This is a genomic window from Lysobacter sp. P5_C4, assembly GCF_054049695.1.
In genome coordinates, this window is the sequence record NZ_JBFULX010000003.1 from 124,218 (window position 1) to 140,232 (window position 16,015).

The 16,015-nt window shown below is 66.8% G+C and carries 14 protein-coding genes and 1 pseudogene; 7 read left to right on the forward strand and 8 right to left on the reverse strand.

From position 1 onward, the window contains the following. The first annotated feature begins 5 nt into the window (after positions 1-5). The 3 genes from ACXJJ8_RS08505 to ACXJJ8_RS08515 all read left to right on the forward strand — a co-directional run bounded on the left by ACXJJ8_RS08505 (position 6) and on the right by ACXJJ8_RS08515 (position 2,311). Positions 6-719, forward strand: coding sequence for a phosphatase PAP2 family protein (locus ACXJJ8_RS08505; RefSeq protein ID WP_499028891.1), 714 nt, complete (start codon positions 6-8; stop codon positions 717-719). A gap of 109 nt (positions 720-828) precedes the next feature. Continuing rightward, positions 829-1,083 carry a hypothetical protein gene (locus ACXJJ8_RS08510; protein ID WP_499028893.1) on the forward strand — a complete coding sequence of 85 codons (255 nt, stop codon included), beginning with the start codon at positions 829-831 and terminating at the stop codon, positions 1,081-1,083. 106 nt (positions 1,084-1,189) lie between these two features. Then, on the forward strand, positions 1,190-2,311 hold the full coding sequence (locus ACXJJ8_RS08515; RefSeq protein ID WP_499028895.1) for a TolB family protein: 1,122 nt from the start codon (positions 1,190-1,192) through the stop codon (positions 2,309-2,311). A gap of 6 nt (positions 2,312-2,317) precedes the next feature. On the opposite strand, the gene ACXJJ8_RS08520 is transcribed toward ACXJJ8_RS08515, so the two are convergent. From ACXJJ8_RS08520 to ligD, 7 genes and pseudogenes are all read right to left on the reverse strand, one after another. After that, positions 2,318-2,818 (reverse strand): spore coat protein U domain-containing protein, encoded by a 501-nt coding sequence (locus ACXJJ8_RS08520; RefSeq protein ID WP_499028897.1) that lies wholly within the window; start codon positions 2,816-2,818, stop codon positions 2,318-2,320. Between the two features lie 29 nt (positions 2,819-2,847). Next, positions 2,848-3,342 (reverse strand): spore coat protein U domain-containing protein, encoded by a 495-nt coding sequence (locus tag ACXJJ8_RS08525; protein WP_499028899.1) that lies wholly within the window; start codon positions 3,340-3,342, stop codon positions 2,848-2,850. Continuing rightward, entirely contained in the window at positions 3,339-5,651 is a 2,313-nt protein-coding gene (locus ACXJJ8_RS08530) for a fimbria/pilus outer membrane usher protein (protein WP_499028901.1), read from the reverse strand. Before ACXJJ8_RS08530 ends, ACXJJ8_RS08525 begins: the two co-directional genes overlap by 4 nt. Beyond that, a complete protein-coding gene (locus tag ACXJJ8_RS08535; protein WP_499028904.1) occupies positions 5,639-6,385 on the reverse strand; it encodes a fimbrial biogenesis chaperone in 747 nt (248 codons plus the stop codon). The genes ACXJJ8_RS08530 and ACXJJ8_RS08535 overlap by 13 nt, the downstream gene beginning before the upstream one ends. A 46-nt stretch (positions 6,386-6,431) precedes the next feature. Further along, positions 6,432-6,953, reverse strand: a complete 522-nt coding sequence (locus ACXJJ8_RS08540) for a Csu type fimbrial protein (RefSeq protein WP_499028906.1) — start codon at positions 6,951-6,953, stop codon at positions 6,432-6,434. 328 nt (positions 6,954-7,281) lie between these two features. Then, positions 7,282-7,656, reverse strand: a pseudogene (locus ACXJJ8_RS08545) (Calx-beta domain-containing protein); the annotation flags it as partial. A 1,167-nt stretch (positions 7,657-8,823) separates the two neighbouring features. Continuing rightward, positions 8,824-11,358: a DNA ligase D gene (gene ligD, locus ACXJJ8_RS08550; RefSeq protein WP_499028909.1), complete on the reverse strand. Its 2,535-nt coding sequence runs from the start codon at positions 11,356-11,358 to the stop codon at positions 8,824-8,826. 69 nt (positions 11,359-11,427) lie between these two features. Here ligD and ACXJJ8_RS08555 point away from each other — a divergent pair, with 69 nt between their 5' ends. The 4 genes from ACXJJ8_RS08555 to ACXJJ8_RS08570 are packed head-to-tail and all read left to right on the forward strand — an operon-like array spanning position 11,428 to position 15,327. After that, positions 11,428-11,610 (forward strand): hypothetical protein, encoded by a 183-nt coding sequence (locus tag ACXJJ8_RS08555; RefSeq protein ID WP_499028911.1) that lies wholly within the window; start codon positions 11,428-11,430, stop codon positions 11,608-11,610. Positions 11,611-11,641: 31 nt separating this feature from the next. Next, a complete protein-coding gene (locus ACXJJ8_RS08560; RefSeq protein WP_499028913.1) occupies positions 11,642-12,334 on the forward strand; it encodes an SOS response-associated peptidase in 693 nt (230 codons plus the stop codon). Positions 12,335-12,384: 50 nt separating this feature from the next. After that, on the forward strand, positions 12,385-13,665 hold the full coding sequence (locus ACXJJ8_RS08565; RefSeq protein WP_499028915.1) for a nucleotide sugar dehydrogenase: 1,281 nt from the start codon (positions 12,385-12,387) through the stop codon (positions 13,663-13,665). A gap of 33 nt (positions 13,666-13,698) precedes the next feature. After that, complete coding sequence (locus ACXJJ8_RS08570) at positions 13,699-15,327, forward strand: FMN-binding glutamate synthase family protein (RefSeq protein WP_499028917.1); 1,629 nt, start codon at positions 13,699-13,701, stop codon at positions 15,325-15,327. Positions 15,328-15,337: 10 nt separating this feature from the next. Here the strand turns inward: ACXJJ8_RS08570 and ACXJJ8_RS08575 are convergent, their stop codons facing one another. Beyond that, positions 15,338-16,012, reverse strand: coding sequence for a GNAT family N-acetyltransferase (locus tag ACXJJ8_RS08575; protein WP_499028920.1), 675 nt, complete (start codon positions 16,010-16,012; stop codon positions 15,338-15,340). Between the last annotated feature and the right edge of the window lie 3 nt (positions 16,013-16,015).

Sequence of the window (16,015 nt, forward strand, 5' to 3'; positions counted from 1 at the left end):
ATCGCGTGACGCCGACCCGACTCTATGCACCGCAACTGGCGATGCTCGCGATCAGCGCGCTCGTCCTCGCGGTCGTCTTCCATGTCACGGCGCTCGACGTGCGACTCGAAACCCCGTGGTACGACCCGGTCAACCACACCTTTCCCTGGCGTTACGCCTGGATCACCAAGTTCGCGATCCATCGTTACCTGAAGGTGGCGCAGATCGTGCTGGGTGTCTGCACGTGGCTCGTCGCGTTGTGGGCGTTGCGTGCGCGCGAGGGGTTCCTCGCCACGCATCGCCGCAGGTTGTGGTGTGTCGCGGTGTCCTTCGCCGCGGTGCCGACGACCGTGGCCGTGCTGCATCGCATGAGCGCGATGCATTGCCCGTGGGATGTCGTCGACTTCGGCGGCTACGCGCCGTATTTCGATCTGTTCCGGGCGGCGCCGCCGGGCATTCGTGCCGGCCGCTGCTTTCCCGCGTCGTTCGTCGCGAGCGGCTCGTGGATGTTGTCGTTCGCCTGGTTGTGGTTTCCCGAGCGCCGGCGCCTGAGCCTGGCAATCGGGCTGTTCGCGCTCGCCTGGGCGTTCGGCCTGGGCTGGGTGCAGCAGATGCGCGGGGCGCATTTCCTGTCGCACACGCTTTGGTCGATCTGGGTCGGCTGGCTGGTCGTGCTGGTGGTGCATTTCGCCACCGGAGCGTGGCGGGAGTCCGGGCCGGTCTTCCAGCCACGGCCGTAACGCGAACGTGGCAAGGATGAACCGCGCGGTGCATGCCACGGCAAGTTGACCTGACGTTGATCGAACATCGCGCAGGGTCGGGTCATACGTCGCAAATGGAATCCCGACAATGGCCCGACCGTCCCCCGCCGCACTGGACGTGATGGAACACATCGCCGACGCCGTCGACGACCTGGATGTGCTGCTCGGACACGCCGATCGCATGAGCCCGGCGGAGATGGCCCGGCGCATGTGCCACGCGCGCGATTCGCTGGTGCACGCGCAGTCGGTCGGTGCCGAACTGCTGCTTGAAATGCTGAACCTGTCCGAGCGCCACGAGCTGATGCAATCGGAGATCGAAGCCATCCGCGACGCCGCCCACTGAAGAGTTCATGCGGGCTTGCCCGGAAGCACGATTTTTCACTCGCCCTTGAGAAGTGTTCGCCCACTGTGAAGTCGCATTCCGCAGTAGTCGAACGTAGGGGGCTTCAATGAATACGCAACCCATCCGCCGCGCGGCCGTGGCCGCCGTGGTCGCGACCGCGTCGGTCGCATCCGCACTGTCGGCGCAGGCCGCAACGCCGACCGGCAAGATCGTGTTCTCGCGCTCGACGCAGACACCGACGAGCGTCCCCCGAAGCCGCAGTCTGTGGTTGCTCGACGTGGGCACCGGGCAGGTGCGCGCCCTGACTACGGCGACCGACCGCGTCTACGACATGGCGGTGACGTGGGCGCCCGACGGTTCCAACCTGGTGTTCGAGCGCGGCGTGGACCGCCTGCAGGCCGGGCAGCGCCACACGCTGCAGATCGTTTCGACCACGGCCAACAAGCGGCCGCATGCGCTGATCCATGGCGTCGGCCAGTTCTCCAAGCCCGCCTACGGGCCGGGCAACCGCGTCGCGTTCGTCTCGCTGAATTCGAGCGGGCAGTGCGTGTCGATCGTCGACACCACCGGCCGCAACCGCCGCGATCTGTTCTGCGTTTCGGCGCCGGCGGAATTCGCGCAGCCCAAGTGGTCCTCGGACGGCGCGCGGCTGTTCGTGGGTGCCGGTTCCTACGAGGGGCGCCTGGAACCGATCTGGCACGCGCAGGCGTATCGCATCGACGTGGCCACCGGGTCGACGAAGCTGCTCAGCGACATCGCGATGGAAGCACCGCTCGACCTGACCATTTCCCCCGACGGCAACCGCGGCATCTACGCTGACATCGTGGCCAACGACATGACGGTCGTGGATTTCCGCAACGGAGCGGCGAAGCAAATGCCCATGCGCGGACACGCGCCGCTGTTCTCGCCCGACGGCCGCCGCATCGCCTTCACCGGGGAGATCTACGAGGTCGGCCCGCAGACGCGCTACTACGAGCCGCTGTACGTGATGAATGCCGATGGTTCGGGCGTGCGCCGGATCACCGACTCGCGCGTGGCCGACCATGCGTACACGGCTGCGCAGTGGTCGCGCGACAACATCCACGTGTTGGTGAATCGCCGCACGTATACCGACGACAGCCTGACGCAGCCGATCTTCGCGCTGCGCATGATCGATGCGAACACGCGCGCGCTGCAGAACCTGCCTGCGGGGTATGCGGAACCGGGGGCTTGGTACGAGGGGCCGTAACGATCGCTAGAAGATCATCGTGACCACGACGTCGTCGGTGTAGGAACCGACGACGGCGTTGGGTTGCGAGGCATCGATCTGCCCGTACACGGGATTGCCCACCATGAAATACATGCCCGGTTTCCCGGTGCATTCCCCTGGACCGTCGTTGCCCGTGGTGCATTGGACCGTGCCGGTGCCGCCCGTGATCCCGTCGCCCCACACCGTGGCGAGCGTTCCGGTGGTGTAGAGGTTGTAGGTCAGGGCACCGCCGGTGGTCGAAGTCATCACGCGGCTGGCGTAGGTCAGCGACTGGCCGGTGCCCAGGGTGATGGTCACCGGGACGCGCGAGCTGCGGCAGCCCACGCTCACGGCGCCCGTGCCCGTCTTCACCGCGCCCGCGGTCGGATCGAAGGTGCCGAAGGCGATCGCCGTATCGAACACCATGCACGTCTGCGCGCGGGCGCTCGATGGCGCAAACCACGCCAGCGCGACGAGCAACAGGGCAAGGATGATCCGGGATTTCATGGGCGAGCAGCGTACATGCGATCGTCTCGCTAGAAGACCATGGTGACGACGACATCGTCGGTGTAAGACCCGACGACGGCGTTCGGCTGTACGGCATTGATCTGGCCGTACACGGGATACGTGGCATAAAAGAGGATGCCCAACTGCCCATCGCAGCCGTTGAAGTCCTCGCCGGTCGTGCATTGCACCGTCCCGGTCCCGCTGGTGGTCCCATCGCCCCAGATCGTGCCGAGCAAGCTGGTGGTGTACAGGTTGTAGGCAAGCGAACCGCCGGTCGGCGATTTCATCACGCGACTCGCATACGAAAGCGACTGGCCGGTGCCCAGGCGAATGGTCACCGGCACGCGCTGGAACAAACAGCCCACGCGCACGGTGCCCTGGCCCGGTTTCGCGACGCCTGCGGTCGGATCGAAGGTGCCGAAGGCGATCGTCGTATCGACGACCAGACATGCCTGCGCACGCGCAACCGAGGGCGCGAACCACGCCAGCGCGGCCAACAGCAGCATCAGGGCGGTCCGCGTCATCGCTCGCTCCCGCAAGCGATGGTGCCGAGTTCGACCACGCCCGGCGTCTGCGACGCGGGCACCTCGAGCGTGCATTCGACCGGGCCCGACGCGGTGTCGATGCGCACGAGCTGCGCGCCGGTGCCGACGTTGTCGACGTAGAACATCCCGTCGGTGCCGATCACCGACGCCACGCCACCCACCACCACCTCGTCGCCGGCTGCACCGCCTGCATAGGCGAAGTGGCCGGTCACCGCATGCACCGCGGCCGCCTGCAGGACGAGCACCGTGCCCGTGTTGCGCGCCACGCTGAGCTCGCGCGCGGGGGCGTTCATCGACCAGGCCACATTCACGCCGCTCTCGTCGATCGACACGCTGTTGGCATGGAAGGGAAGCAGCTCGCGCACGAGCAGGTCGCCGTGCGCGTCGGTGCGTCCGGCGAATTGGTTTTCGCGCAGGATCGGCGCATTGGCCAGGCCGGGCACGCGCACCAGCGCGAAGCCGTTTTCCACCGGCGGCGTCAGGAACATGCGCCCACCGATGCCGACCAACGCACCCGTCGCAAGCAGGCTGCCGTTCGTGTCGCCGTCGAAGGACTGGGCGTCGACCGCGAAGCGCCCGTAGGGGTTCTGGTATTCGGCGTGCGCGAACGCCGAGTCGACGTCGCCGTCGCGCTGCAAGCTCGCGTAATAGCCCAGGCCCGTGCCGGTCGGGCGCGAGTGCTGGAAGTTCAGGCCATATCCCTGCCGCGTGTCCTGCCCGTCGTCGCGCTGGCGCGCCGTGACGTTGACGCTCGCGCGGTCGAGCGTGATGTTCAGGCTCAGCTGCACGGAGGTGTCGCGGAACAGATCGGATTCGCGTCGCTGCGCGGTGAGGAACAGTTGGCCGCGATCCCACAGGGCGTAGGAAACGGTGCTTCCGAGCGTGCGCTCCACGGGCAGTACGTCGCGACGCTGGCGGCCGGCGTTGAACTGCACCGACATCCGATTCGTCGGCGAGAAGGCGAGGGAGGCGTAATCGTCCTCGCGCAATGCGCCGAGGAGGAACGCACTCGGATCGGAAATCGTGCGGTAGGCGGCATCGGCACGGCGAGACCCCATTCCGAACGACCAGCTCCCCATGCCGAGCGAGTAATTGATGGCGTGCGCGTTGCCACGGCCCAGTCCGTCGGCGTCGCTGTCGCCCCATGCGAGCGCGAACTCGCCGATCGGCGTGCGGATCGCGGCATCCACGCCCGCGTTGCGCACGTGTTCGTCGCCTTCGGCGCGCCCGCCGAGCGTCAGCCAATCCGACAGGCCGCGGCGATACCACCCCTGCCACGCGGCGCCGTCGGCGTAACCGCCGCCCAGGCCGCCGCCGTTGCGCGGCGCGCCGATGCGCACCTGGTATTCGTCCAGGCCCTTCGCCAGCAGGCTCGGGCTGCCGCCGTAATAGGTTTGCGTCGCCAGTTCGCTGCGATTGCCGAATGGGTCGCGCACGATCACGCGCACGTCGTTGCGGCCGGGTTGCACGCCGAGCTGTTCGAGGGTGAAGGGGCCGGCGCTGACGTCGTGCCGGCCGACCAGCACGCCGTTCGCGTACACCTCGACCGTACCGGGGCTTTCGAGCACGCCGCTGTAATACGGTTGCGGGAAGGTGACTAGGTAAGGATCGGTATCGAACGCGCGTTCGACGCCGACACCGCCGATCAGGCGGCTGCCGCCCAACGCATCGCGCGGAACCGCGTATTGGTCGCCCACCGTCCAGCGACGCAGCGCGGCTGGCTGGTCCAGTTCGAAGCGCGTCAGCCCGCGTCGCCAGGAAAACGCCGGATCCCACTGCGCCGTGCTGCGCAGCGCGCCGTTGCCGCGACCCACGGCGCCGTCGACGAACAACAGGCCGTCGCCATCGTGGTTCACCGAGGCGGCGTAGTTGAGGTACGCGCTCCACGGCTGCGCGCCACCTTCGGACTGCGCACGCGTTCCCATCGACACGCGCTGGCGCGGCAGGCGATCGGCGCGGAGTTTGAGGTCCAGGCGCAACAGCGTGCGGTCGACCTTGAACGTGCTGCCGTGGTTGAGTTGATGCAGCGAGACGAAGGAGCGCTCGCCCACCGTTTCGGGCGTGACGCCCGTGGTATCGATCGCGCCGGCTTGCAGCGCGGCGATGTCGACCAGCATGTCGTCGCCGCGCGCGATCACCGGCGCGACGCCGACGCAGCGGCCGTTGATGCAAAGGTCGAGCAGGAGGATCTCGTCGCCGGGCAAGGCGTGCACGGGTCCTGCGATGGCGATGCAGAGCGCAGTCGCGAGCAGGCCGCGACGCAGCGCGGAGATCCTCAGGGCGCGCATCGCCAGCTACCGGGGGAGACCCTCGCCACGATCGGCTTGGAGTCGGGCAGCGCCAGTTCGACGCTCGCCGCATGCGCGCACGCCGACGCCGGGAGCGCCGGCTTGAACGGCAGGTGCGCGCCGGGCAGCACGTAATTGGTGTCCATCTTGAGCGTGTGCAACGTGCGGCCCTTGGCATCGCGCAGCGTCAGCGTGCCTGCGGTCGGCGCCAGATAGGCCGTGCCGGTGTTGCCCAGCACCAGCGAAGACGCGTCGACCGCGATCGTCGGGTTGGATTTCGCGGCGGGCGGTTCGACGAATACCGGCAGGCTCATCTTGGTGAGCATGCGCACCTGGCCGCTCGCGGTCTGCGCGCGCGGACCCGGGAGTTCCTGGATCTCCACGCGATAGGCGTGTTCGGCGGTGACGGTCGGGGCAATGCTACCCACGCGCAGGCGGGCTTCGCCCTTCGCCGGCATCTTCAGGATCAGGGGGTGCACGATCAGGTCCTGCGTCGGCACCTGCTCCCACTTGCCATCCGCGCCTTGCGTCCAACGCAGCACGCGCACTTCGAAGGTGACGTCGTTGGCGTCCTCGCTGGTGAGGACGATCGTGTCCACCGGGTTGGCGGCACCCAGGTGCAGACGGACGTTGCTGATGCGGAATTGCGCCGCGACGGCGACGCCACCGAAGCAAGCGAGGGGAACGAGCGCGGCCAACGCGGCCGCGCGTGCGCGCGTGCGGATCTTGATCATGCGGATGTGCAACCGAAAGCCCCGCCTTGCGGCGGGGCGGGGTGGATCAGAAGTTCAGCTGGATGGTCACGACGTCGACGTAGTTCGCCGCAACCGCGACGTCCTGGCCGGGCTGGATGCGGCCATAGACCGTCTGCAGCGCCGAGGTGTTCGCGCTGGCCGAGACGTAGGCGGTCGGCGAGGACGCGTCGACGCAACCCCACGGCGTCGTGCGCGCGGTGTCCTGGTACAGGAAGTAGGGCAGGCGGTTGGCGGCGGAGCCCATCTGGCGCTGGGGTGTCGTGCAGGTCGACGTACCCGTCTTGTTGTTGCCCTCGAGCAACCAGATCCTGGCCGAGGTGCCCTTGGTGCAGCGCACGTTGAACGTGCCGTCGACATCCTTCGGTGCGGCGTTGTTCGCGCCGGCCGGATCGTAGTTGCCGAAGTCCATCGTGCCCGCGCCGACGACGACGCACGAGGCGTTCACGGTGGCCGAGACGTTGAGGTTGCCGGTCGCAGAGGCGGCCTGGGCGGAAGCGGAAGCAAACAGCGCGCCGGTGACGGCGCAAGCGAGCAAGGCGGTACGCATTTGAAAATCCCCAAGGTTGTGGCGTTGCGGACACCGAGGGGGTGCCGCCGGGGTTAAAACCTAGTGAAGGACGATTTGGGTCGCAATCAAAACCACGACTGGTTGGCACTTGGCATGCGAAACTGTGACGTAGATCACAGAAAAAGCCCCGAACCGTTCAGGAATTCACCCTATTCAGGCGTGTGAAAGGGGTGTCAATGCGCGTCAGGTCATATGACACGCGGTGTCAGGGTGACCAAAGGTCACTAGGTGATGACGCCTATGGGTGGCTTGTAGACCGATCCTCACCCCGCCGCGGGCGCTAATGCGCCTTGGCGATGCCGGGCGTGGCTGGGGCGGGCGACTTCTGTCCGGGCCCGCCGGTGCGCAGGGCGTCGTCGTTGGTGATCGTGCCTGTCCCGGTCGCATCGGCGATCGGCGCGCCGATCGCGTTCGAAAGCGCGACCTGGAAGGTTTCGTTCGCCTCGCGCGTGCGATCACCGTTGAGGGTCACGTCGAAGTTGCGTGCGGTCTGCCCCGGCGCGAATGTCAGCGAACCCGACGCGGCCACGTAATCGCTCCCCGCAAGCGCCGTGCCGTTGCGCGTGGCGATCGAGACGGTGACGTTGGAACCGGACGCCGCCGACAAGCGCACCGTGAAGCGCAAGACCTTCGTGCCCGCATCGCCTTCGATGACGGCCGCATCGGCGATCGACAACGCCGGTGCGACGCTCGGCTTCCAGCCCAGCTTGACCACCTCGAAGTCGCTCGCCTTCAATCCGCCGAACGCCGGATTGAGCGCGCCGTTGTTCCAGCGCACGTCGAACGTGCCGGAGATGTACATGTCCGAGCCGTTGTCGGCGACGATCAGCCCGTAGGACTGCATCGCACGGAAGATCTTGCGTGCGACCGGGTCGCTGGTGCGCAGCGCGGGATCGGCGCCGTTGACGCTGCGCTTCAGGCGCAGGCGCGCGCCCATCGGCAAGGCACCGGTGGAACTGCCCGCGGTGTGGGAGGCAGGAAACACGTGGCCATTGCTCGTGCGCACGGTGACGCGGAAGGCGTGCCGGATTTCCGCAACGTTGGGATTGGCCGCTTCGTCGTAACGCACCAGGCCGGGGAAGATCGCAAGGCCCGCCGCATCGGCGGAGGTCCAACCTTCGGGGCGACGGTCGCTGCGCTTGAGGTCGTAGAACGCGCCGGAACCCGCGTACCAACGCTGCTGCGCCGTTGAATACCAGGCGTTGTACAACTCGTACAGGGTTCGATTGCTGCAGTCGACGATCAGGATGTGGCGGTCGTTGTCGTCGCGCTGGTCGACGTTGCCGGGCGCGCCGCCTTCCATCCAGTGCGCTTGCGAAGCGACGTTCGAGGGAATCGGATAGAACGCAATGCCCTGGTGGGTGGACATGTCCACGCCGTCGCTCTCGTCCCAGTAATCGAAGGTCACGGCGGACTTCGCCGTCGCGCCATTCACCACGATGTATGGGAAGCCGTAAACGGCCTGGCTGCCGGTCGATTCTTCGCCACCGAAATCCGGGTGGAGGCTGCGCGTTGCACCGATGAAGTTGATGAAGTTCGCGGAGTTCGCATCGACCGGCGCCTGCGAGATGTCGGTGTTCCACCAGTTGTCGGCGGAGAACACGGGCAGCGGCGCGGCGATGGGCGCGCCCTGTACTGGTGCGTTGACTGCCGGGCAGGATTGCGCCTGCGCCAGGCCGGAGAGGCACAGGGCGAGCGGAACGAGGGACAAGGCGAGGGCACGGGAGGCCATGGCGGATCCTGCATCGGCGGATCGGCTCGAGCCTCGCCCTCCGCCGCCTGCAGGTCAACGCTCGGAAATTAACTCCGTTCACGCCGTCACAGTCCGCGCCAACGCGAGGTTCAGCCTTCAGCCCCAGGCCGACAGATCCTGACGCAAGGTGTCGATTCCTGCCCACGGGTCCTTGCGCTGCCGCTTGATGCGCGCGAGCGTCTTGTCCATGTCGAATGCGTCGCCGCGCTTGAGCGCCTTGAGTTCGGACCACGCCAGCGGCACGGCGACCGGCGCACCCGCACGCGCGCGCAGCGAGTACGACGCCACCGCGGTTGCACCGCGTCCATTGCGCAAGTAGTCGACGAAGATCTTGCCGGGGCGCAATTTCAAGGTTGCAGTCGCCAGATAGGTCTCCGGATCGGAACCTGCGAGCGCTTCGGCGAAACCCTTCGCGAATTTCCTGACGAGTTTCCAGTCGTTCGCCGGATTGAGCGGCACCACGACATGCAGGCCTTTTCCGCCCGTCGCGCGCAGGAAGGATTGCAAGTGCAGTTGTTCGAGCAATTCGCGCACGTGCGTCGCGGCGCGTTTGACTTGCGCGAAGGGGACGTTCGGCCCGGGGTCGAGGTCGAAGACGACGCGATCGGCGCGGTCGGGATCGTCCGCGTGCGCGCCCCAGGGATGGAACTCCAATGCATTGAATTGCACCAGTTCCATCACGCCCGCGACGTCGTCGACCACCAGGTAATTCGCGTTGATGCCGGCTTCTTCCTTCAGGCGCACGAAGCGGACGATCTCCAGCCCCGCGGTGTGGTGCTTCTGGAAGAAGCAGGCCTTGCCCACGCCGTCGGGGCAACGGATGACGGACAGCGGGCGGCCGCCGATCTCCTGCAGCAGCCGCGGCGCGACGGCCTTGTAATAGTCGGCGACCTGCTGCTTGGTGATGTTGCGGTCCGGGAAGATGACCTTGGTCGGGCTGCTCAGGCGCGCTTCCGGCGCAGGGGCGCGTTCGCGCGCGGTGGTTTTCTTCGCTGCCTTTTTCTTCGCCGGCTTCGCGCGATCCGAATCGCGCAGATCGCCCACATCCTTGTCCATGCGCACCGTCTTCAGCGATGGCTGCCGCAGGATGCCCGAGTTGCCCAACCCCCGAATGAAGACTTCCACCACGAACAAGGGCGGAAACCACGTCGCGCGCTTGAGTTCGGCATCCAGCGGAATCGGCACGTGCACGCTCGGTGTCGCCGATCCGATCTGTCCGATGTGTTTCGACAACGTGCGCAACTGTTCGCTCGAAAAACCCGTCCCCACGCGGCCCGCGTACACCCAGCCGTGTTTTTCGTCGGGGCGCGCGAGCAACAGGGAACCGAAGCCCGTGCGCGACCCCTGGCCCTTCGTCGTGCCGACCACCGCGAATTCGTCGGAATCCAGGCGCTTGGTCTTGCGCCAGTCGTCGCTGCGGCCGCCGGTGTACGGCCGATCCGCGCGTTTCGAGATGATGCCTTCGAACTGTTGCTCGGATGCGAGCGCGAACGCCGCCGCGCCTTCATCGCCGGGCACGTGCGAGGAGTAGGACAGATGCGGGATCGGCGTGGCGAGCAGCGCTTCGAGCAAGGCCTTGCGCTCGGTCAGCGGCGCCGCGCGGATGTCGACACCGTCCAGATGCAACAAGTCGAACAGCACATACGCCAGGCCCCCTTGTTCGTCGCCCGACAGCGTGGATTGCAACAGGTTGAAATCCGCCTGCGTGCCGCGACCGGCGATCAATTCCCCATCGAACGCGGCGCTCCCGACGCCAAGCTGTTCGAGCGCCCCGCGCAACTCGGGCACCTTGTCCGTCCATTCGATCGCGTTGCGCGACCAGATGCGGACCTTGCCGTCGACGATCGTGGCCACGAGCCGATAACCGTCCCACTTCACTTCGTGGATCCATTGCGCGCCGTTGGGCGCGACCTCGCCCAGTTTCGCCAGTTGCGGCGCGAAGGCTTCGTTGCGCAACGTGGCCTTCCTGGCGCCACGCAACTTCAGCGCCTTCGCGGCCCAGTCCACCTTGCGTTGCGTTTTCGGCGCGATCTTCTTCGCGGCTTTCTTCGCCACTTTTTTTCCCGCCGGCGGCGTCACATCGGCCAGCAGGTCGTCGGCCTCCACCTTGCCCGCGTACGCATCGTTCTCCTTGAACAGCAGCCACTGCGGCTGGCGCGCGGGTTTGCCGGAACGCACCAGGTGCCACTCGCCCTTGAGCTTCTCGCCGAACAATTCGAATCGCAGGTGGCCCTTCGCCAGTTGCGCTTCGGGGTCGAACGGCGTCGTCCACACGCCATGGTCGAACTGCGCGACATGGCCGCCACCGTATTCGCCCTGCGGGATGTCCCCTTCGAACGTCGCGTACGACAGCGGATGATCCTCGACTTCCACCGCCATGCGCTTGACCTTCGGGTCGTAGCTCGGGCCCTTGGGCACGGCCCAACTCTTGAGCGCGTCGCCGACCTGCAGGCGGAAGTCGTAATGCCTGCGCGAGGCGTGGTGCAGTTGCACCACGAAGATCGGCCGATGCACTTCCGGTGTCGGCGCAGCCTTGCGTTTTCCCGCCTTTTTCGCCGGTGCCCGCGCGTCGGGCGAAGGTTCGCGCGTCTTGTCGAAGTGCCGCTTGCGGCGATATTCGGTGAGGCTCATTTCGTCACGAATCGTGCACGCCGGGGCGAGGTATCACGACGCTATCCAAGGCACGCGAAGGAGATCGTGATGGCGGGCAAGCGTGAACTCAACGAACCCCACCCCGGCGACAAGCGCCTGCAGCGTCGCGACAACAAGGGGCGGTTCGCCGAATCCGACGACCTGGGCCGTTCGCTCGCGCAGGACCAGCGACAGAAAGCGGAGCACGATGCCAAGCCGGGGCAGGGCGATCGCGGCGACCGCAAGCATTAGCCGCGCCGGCCGCCTGCGTTAGCATCACGGCATGTGCGGCCGATTCACCCGCGACTTCACGTGGCAGCAGGTGCGCGCGTTCTCGCACATGCTGGACCTGGACGTGCCTGCGGAAGACCCGGTGCCGGCCTGGAACATCGCCCCGACCGATCCGCACCCGGTCATCGTCGCCCACGGCGACGGCGGCCTGGTGCAGGAAATGCGCTGGGGCCTGCTCCCGCCCTGGCAGAAGGACACCAGGCTTGCCTACAGCACGATCAACGCGCGGCTGGAGTCGATCGCGGAAAAGCCCGCGTTCCGCGGCGCGTGGAAGCAACGCCGGGCCCTGGTCCCCGCATCGGGCTACTACGAGTGGCCGGTCATCGATGGGAAGAAGCGTCCGCACTGGATCCGCCTGGCCGACGCGCCGGTCATGTTGTTCGGCGGGGTGTGGGAAACGCGCTCCGACGGCGCAGGTGGGTCCTTGCTCACCTACAGCATCGTGACGCGCGCGGCCGATCCGGTGATCCGTTCCGTACACGATCGCATGCCGCTGATCCTCCCGCCCGAGGTGCTGCACGACTGGCTGCACGGCGACGCCGAGCACGCCATGGCCATCGCGCACGCCGTGCCCGAACCGGCGCTGGTGTTCCATGAAGTCGACCCGGCGGTGGGCAACGTGCGCAACCAGGGCGCGCAGCTGATCGCGCCGATGCCGTGCGCCGCGGACGGCCTGTTTCCCTGACGCAGGGTGCGTGCCAAACTCCCGCCGGTTACGAATGGCTGGGGAATTCCATGCGGGAAGTCGCATCGGCGCGCATCGCCGTGATTGGCCTGGGCTATGTCGGGCTGCCGCTGGCCGTCGCGTTCGGGCGTGCGCACGACACGCTGGGCTTCGACATCGACGCTGCGCGCATCGGTGCATTGCACGACGGTCTGGGCGACCGCAACCGCGAAGTGACGCCCGACGAACTCGCGCAGGCCGCGCGCCTGCGCTTCAGCGCATCCCCGGCCGACCTGCGCGACTGCGATGTCTTCGTCGTGACCGTCCCCACGCCGATCGACGAACACAAACGCCCCGACTTCAGCCCGTTGATCAGCGCCAGCCGCACGATCGGCGCGGTACTCAAGCGCGGCGACGTCGTCGTCTACGAATCCACGGTGTACCCGGGCGCGACCGAGGAAATCTGCGTCCCCGAACTCGAACGGGCCTCGGGCCTGCGCTTCAACCACGACTTCACCGTCGGCTACAGCCCGGAGCGCATCAACCCGGGCGATCGCGAACGCCGCCTGTCGACCATCCCGAAAGTCACCTCCGGCTCCACGCCGGAAGCGGCGGATTTCGTCGACGCGCTGTACGCCACGATCATCACCGCGGGCACGCACAAGGCCTCGAGCATCAAGGTGGCCGAAGCCTCCAAGGTGATCGAGAACACGCAGCGCGACGTCAACATCGCGCTGATGAACGAGTTCGCGCTGATCTTCCATCGCCTCGGGATCGACACCACCGAAGTGCTGGAAGCTGCGTCCACCAAGTGGAACTTCCTGCCGTTCCGTCCCGGTCTGGTCGGTGGGCACTGCATCGGCGTGGACCCGTACTACCTCATCCAGAAAGCGCAGGCGCACGGGTATTACCCCGACATCCTGCTCGCATGCCGCCGCATCAACGACGCGATGGGACAACAGGTCGCCGCCGAAGTGGTGAAGCTGATGGTGCAGCGCGGGCTCACCGTCGCCGGCGCGCGCATCCTGTTGCTCGGGCTGACGTTCAAGGAAAACTGCCCCGACCTGCGCAACACGCGCGTGGTGGAACTGGCCGGGGAGCTCGAGGATTACCGCGCGGTCGTCGAAATCCACGATCCGTGGGCGAATCCGCGCGAGGCGATGCAGGAGTACGGCATCGGCCTGGTCGCCGATCCCCCCGCTGGGGCCTATGACGCGGTCGTGATCGCGGTGGGGCATGATGACTTCAGGAAGATGGGCGTCGAAGGCCTGCGGCGCCTGGGCCACGCACGCACCGTCTACTACGACATCAAGGGCCTGTTCCCGAAGGATGCGGTGGACGCGCGGCTCTGACCCAACGCGTCCCTGGCGCAACCCGGAGCTCGCATGTCCCTCAGCCGCTACTTCCTCTACATCGCCAGCCTCGTCCTCACCGTCTTCTTCGGTTGGGCCACGCTGCGTGATCCGACGTGGAGCTGGGCGCTGGTCATCGCCGCGGGCATCGCCGCCATCGGCACGCTCGACCTGTTGCAGAAGAAGAGCACGCTGCGCCGCAATTACCCCGTGCTCGCGCATTTCCGCTTCGGCCTGGAATCCATCGGCCCGGAGATGCGGCAGTACTTCATCGAATCGGACATCGATGAAACCCCGTTCTCGCGCCAGCAACGCGCGTTGATCTACCAGCGCTCCAAGTCGGTGCGCGATACACGCCCCTTCGGCACCTTGCACGATGTGTACAGCGTCGACTACGAGTGGATCAATCACTCGTTGGCGCCGGCCGCGATTCCGTCCGACGATTTCCGCATCGACATCGGTCCGACCTGTGCCAAGCCGTATTCGGCCAGCGTGTTCAACATCTCGGCGATGAGCTGGGGCGCGCTGTCGGCCGCCGCCATTCGCGCATTGAACGAAGGCGCGCGGCGCGGCAAGTTCTACCACGACACCGGCGAGGGCTCGATTTCGCCATATCACCTGGAGAACGGCGGCGATCTGGTCTGGGAGATCGGCTCGGGTTACTTCGGTTGTCGCGACGACAAGGGCGATTTCGATCCCGGCAAGTTCGCCGTCGCCGCGCAGCGCGAACAAGTGCGCATGATCGAAGTCAAACTCTCGCAGGGCGCCAAGCCCGGCCACGGCGGCGTGTTGCCGGGTGCGAAGGTCACGCAGGAAGTCGCGGCCACGCGCGGCGTCGCACCCGGCGTGGACTGTGTGTCGCCGGCGAAACATTCCGCGTTTTCGACGCCCGTGGGCCTGCTCGAATTCGTCGCGAAGCTCCGCGAACTCTCGGGCGGCAAGCCGACCGGTTTCAAACTCGCGATCGGCCACCCGTGGGAATGGTTCGGCATCGCCAAGGCGATGCAGGAAACCGGCCTGCTGCCGGACTTCATCGTCGTGGATGGCGCCGAAGGCGGGACGGGCGCCGCGCCGTCGGAGTTCATCGACCACGTCGGCGTGCCGATGCACGAAGCCTTGATGCTCGTGCACAACACGTTGGTGGGCCTGGACTTGCGCGACAAAATCCGCATCGGCGCCGCGGGGCGCATCGTCAGCGCTTTCGACATGGCGAGAACGATGGCGATGGGCGCGGACTGGTGCAACGCCGGGCGCGGTTTCATGTTCGCGTTGGGGTGCATCCAATCGTTGTCGTGCCACACCGACAAATGCCCGACGGGCGTGGCGACGCAGGATCCGCGCCGGTTCAAGCAGCTCGACCTGGCCGACAAGGCCACGCGCGTGCACAACTTCCACCAGAACACCGTGCATGCGTTGCGGGATCTGTTGTGCGCGGCGGGGCTGGACCATCCGGGGCAACTGGGCCCCGAACACATCCTGCGCCGCGTTTCCCCGATCGAGGTGCGTTCGCTCGCGGCGATCTACAACTTCCTGGCCCCCGGCGAATTGTTGACGCGCGTGCCCGACCACGCGGTGTTCCAGCAATTCTGGCGCGATGCGCGCAGCGATACCTTCGATGCGCCGGCCAAGGTCAGCGCGATGCGGATCGGCAAGTCCGTCTAGCCAAGCGGGTCTAACGTTCGTGCCGGAGCGACCAGAACCCGATGTCGCGCCGCAGGCGGAAGCCGATGCGCTCGTACATTTCCTTGGCGCGCTCGTTTTCGTGGCTGACATGCAGGAAGGGCTGGACGTTGGAGGCGATGAGATCGTTCGTCAGGAAGGCCATGAGCCGCCGCGCATAGCCGCGGCCGTTGCAGTCGGGATGCGTGCAGACCGCACTGACTTCGCGCGTGGTCGTCGAGCCCAGGCGTTCGCCGATCATCGCCGCGAGCTGGCCGCCTTCGTAGATGCCGAAGTAGCGGCCCATGTCCATCGTGCGCGGGCGGAAGTAATGCGGATACACCGAGGCGGTGAGCGCCAGGACGTCGTCGCGGTGGTCGATGCCCAGCGGCATGATCGGTGGGCCGTCGACGCCCGGCAGCGGCGCGTCGCACACCATCTGCGCCAGCGGCGGATAGGCGTGCATCTTCGCGTTGCGCATGGTTTTCGGCGCGACGCCCAGCAGGTAGACGGTTTCCACCGGCGCGACGAGCGCGTCGAGCGCTTCGTCGACGTCGCTGGATGCGTCGGGGACCGCGAAGAACGGCGCATACGCCGAGGGATAACGGAGCGCCACGCCCGCCTGCATGGCGATCCCGTGGTGCAGCGTGCGCAGGGCGGCGTGGATGGGGTTATCGAGGTCGTCCATGGG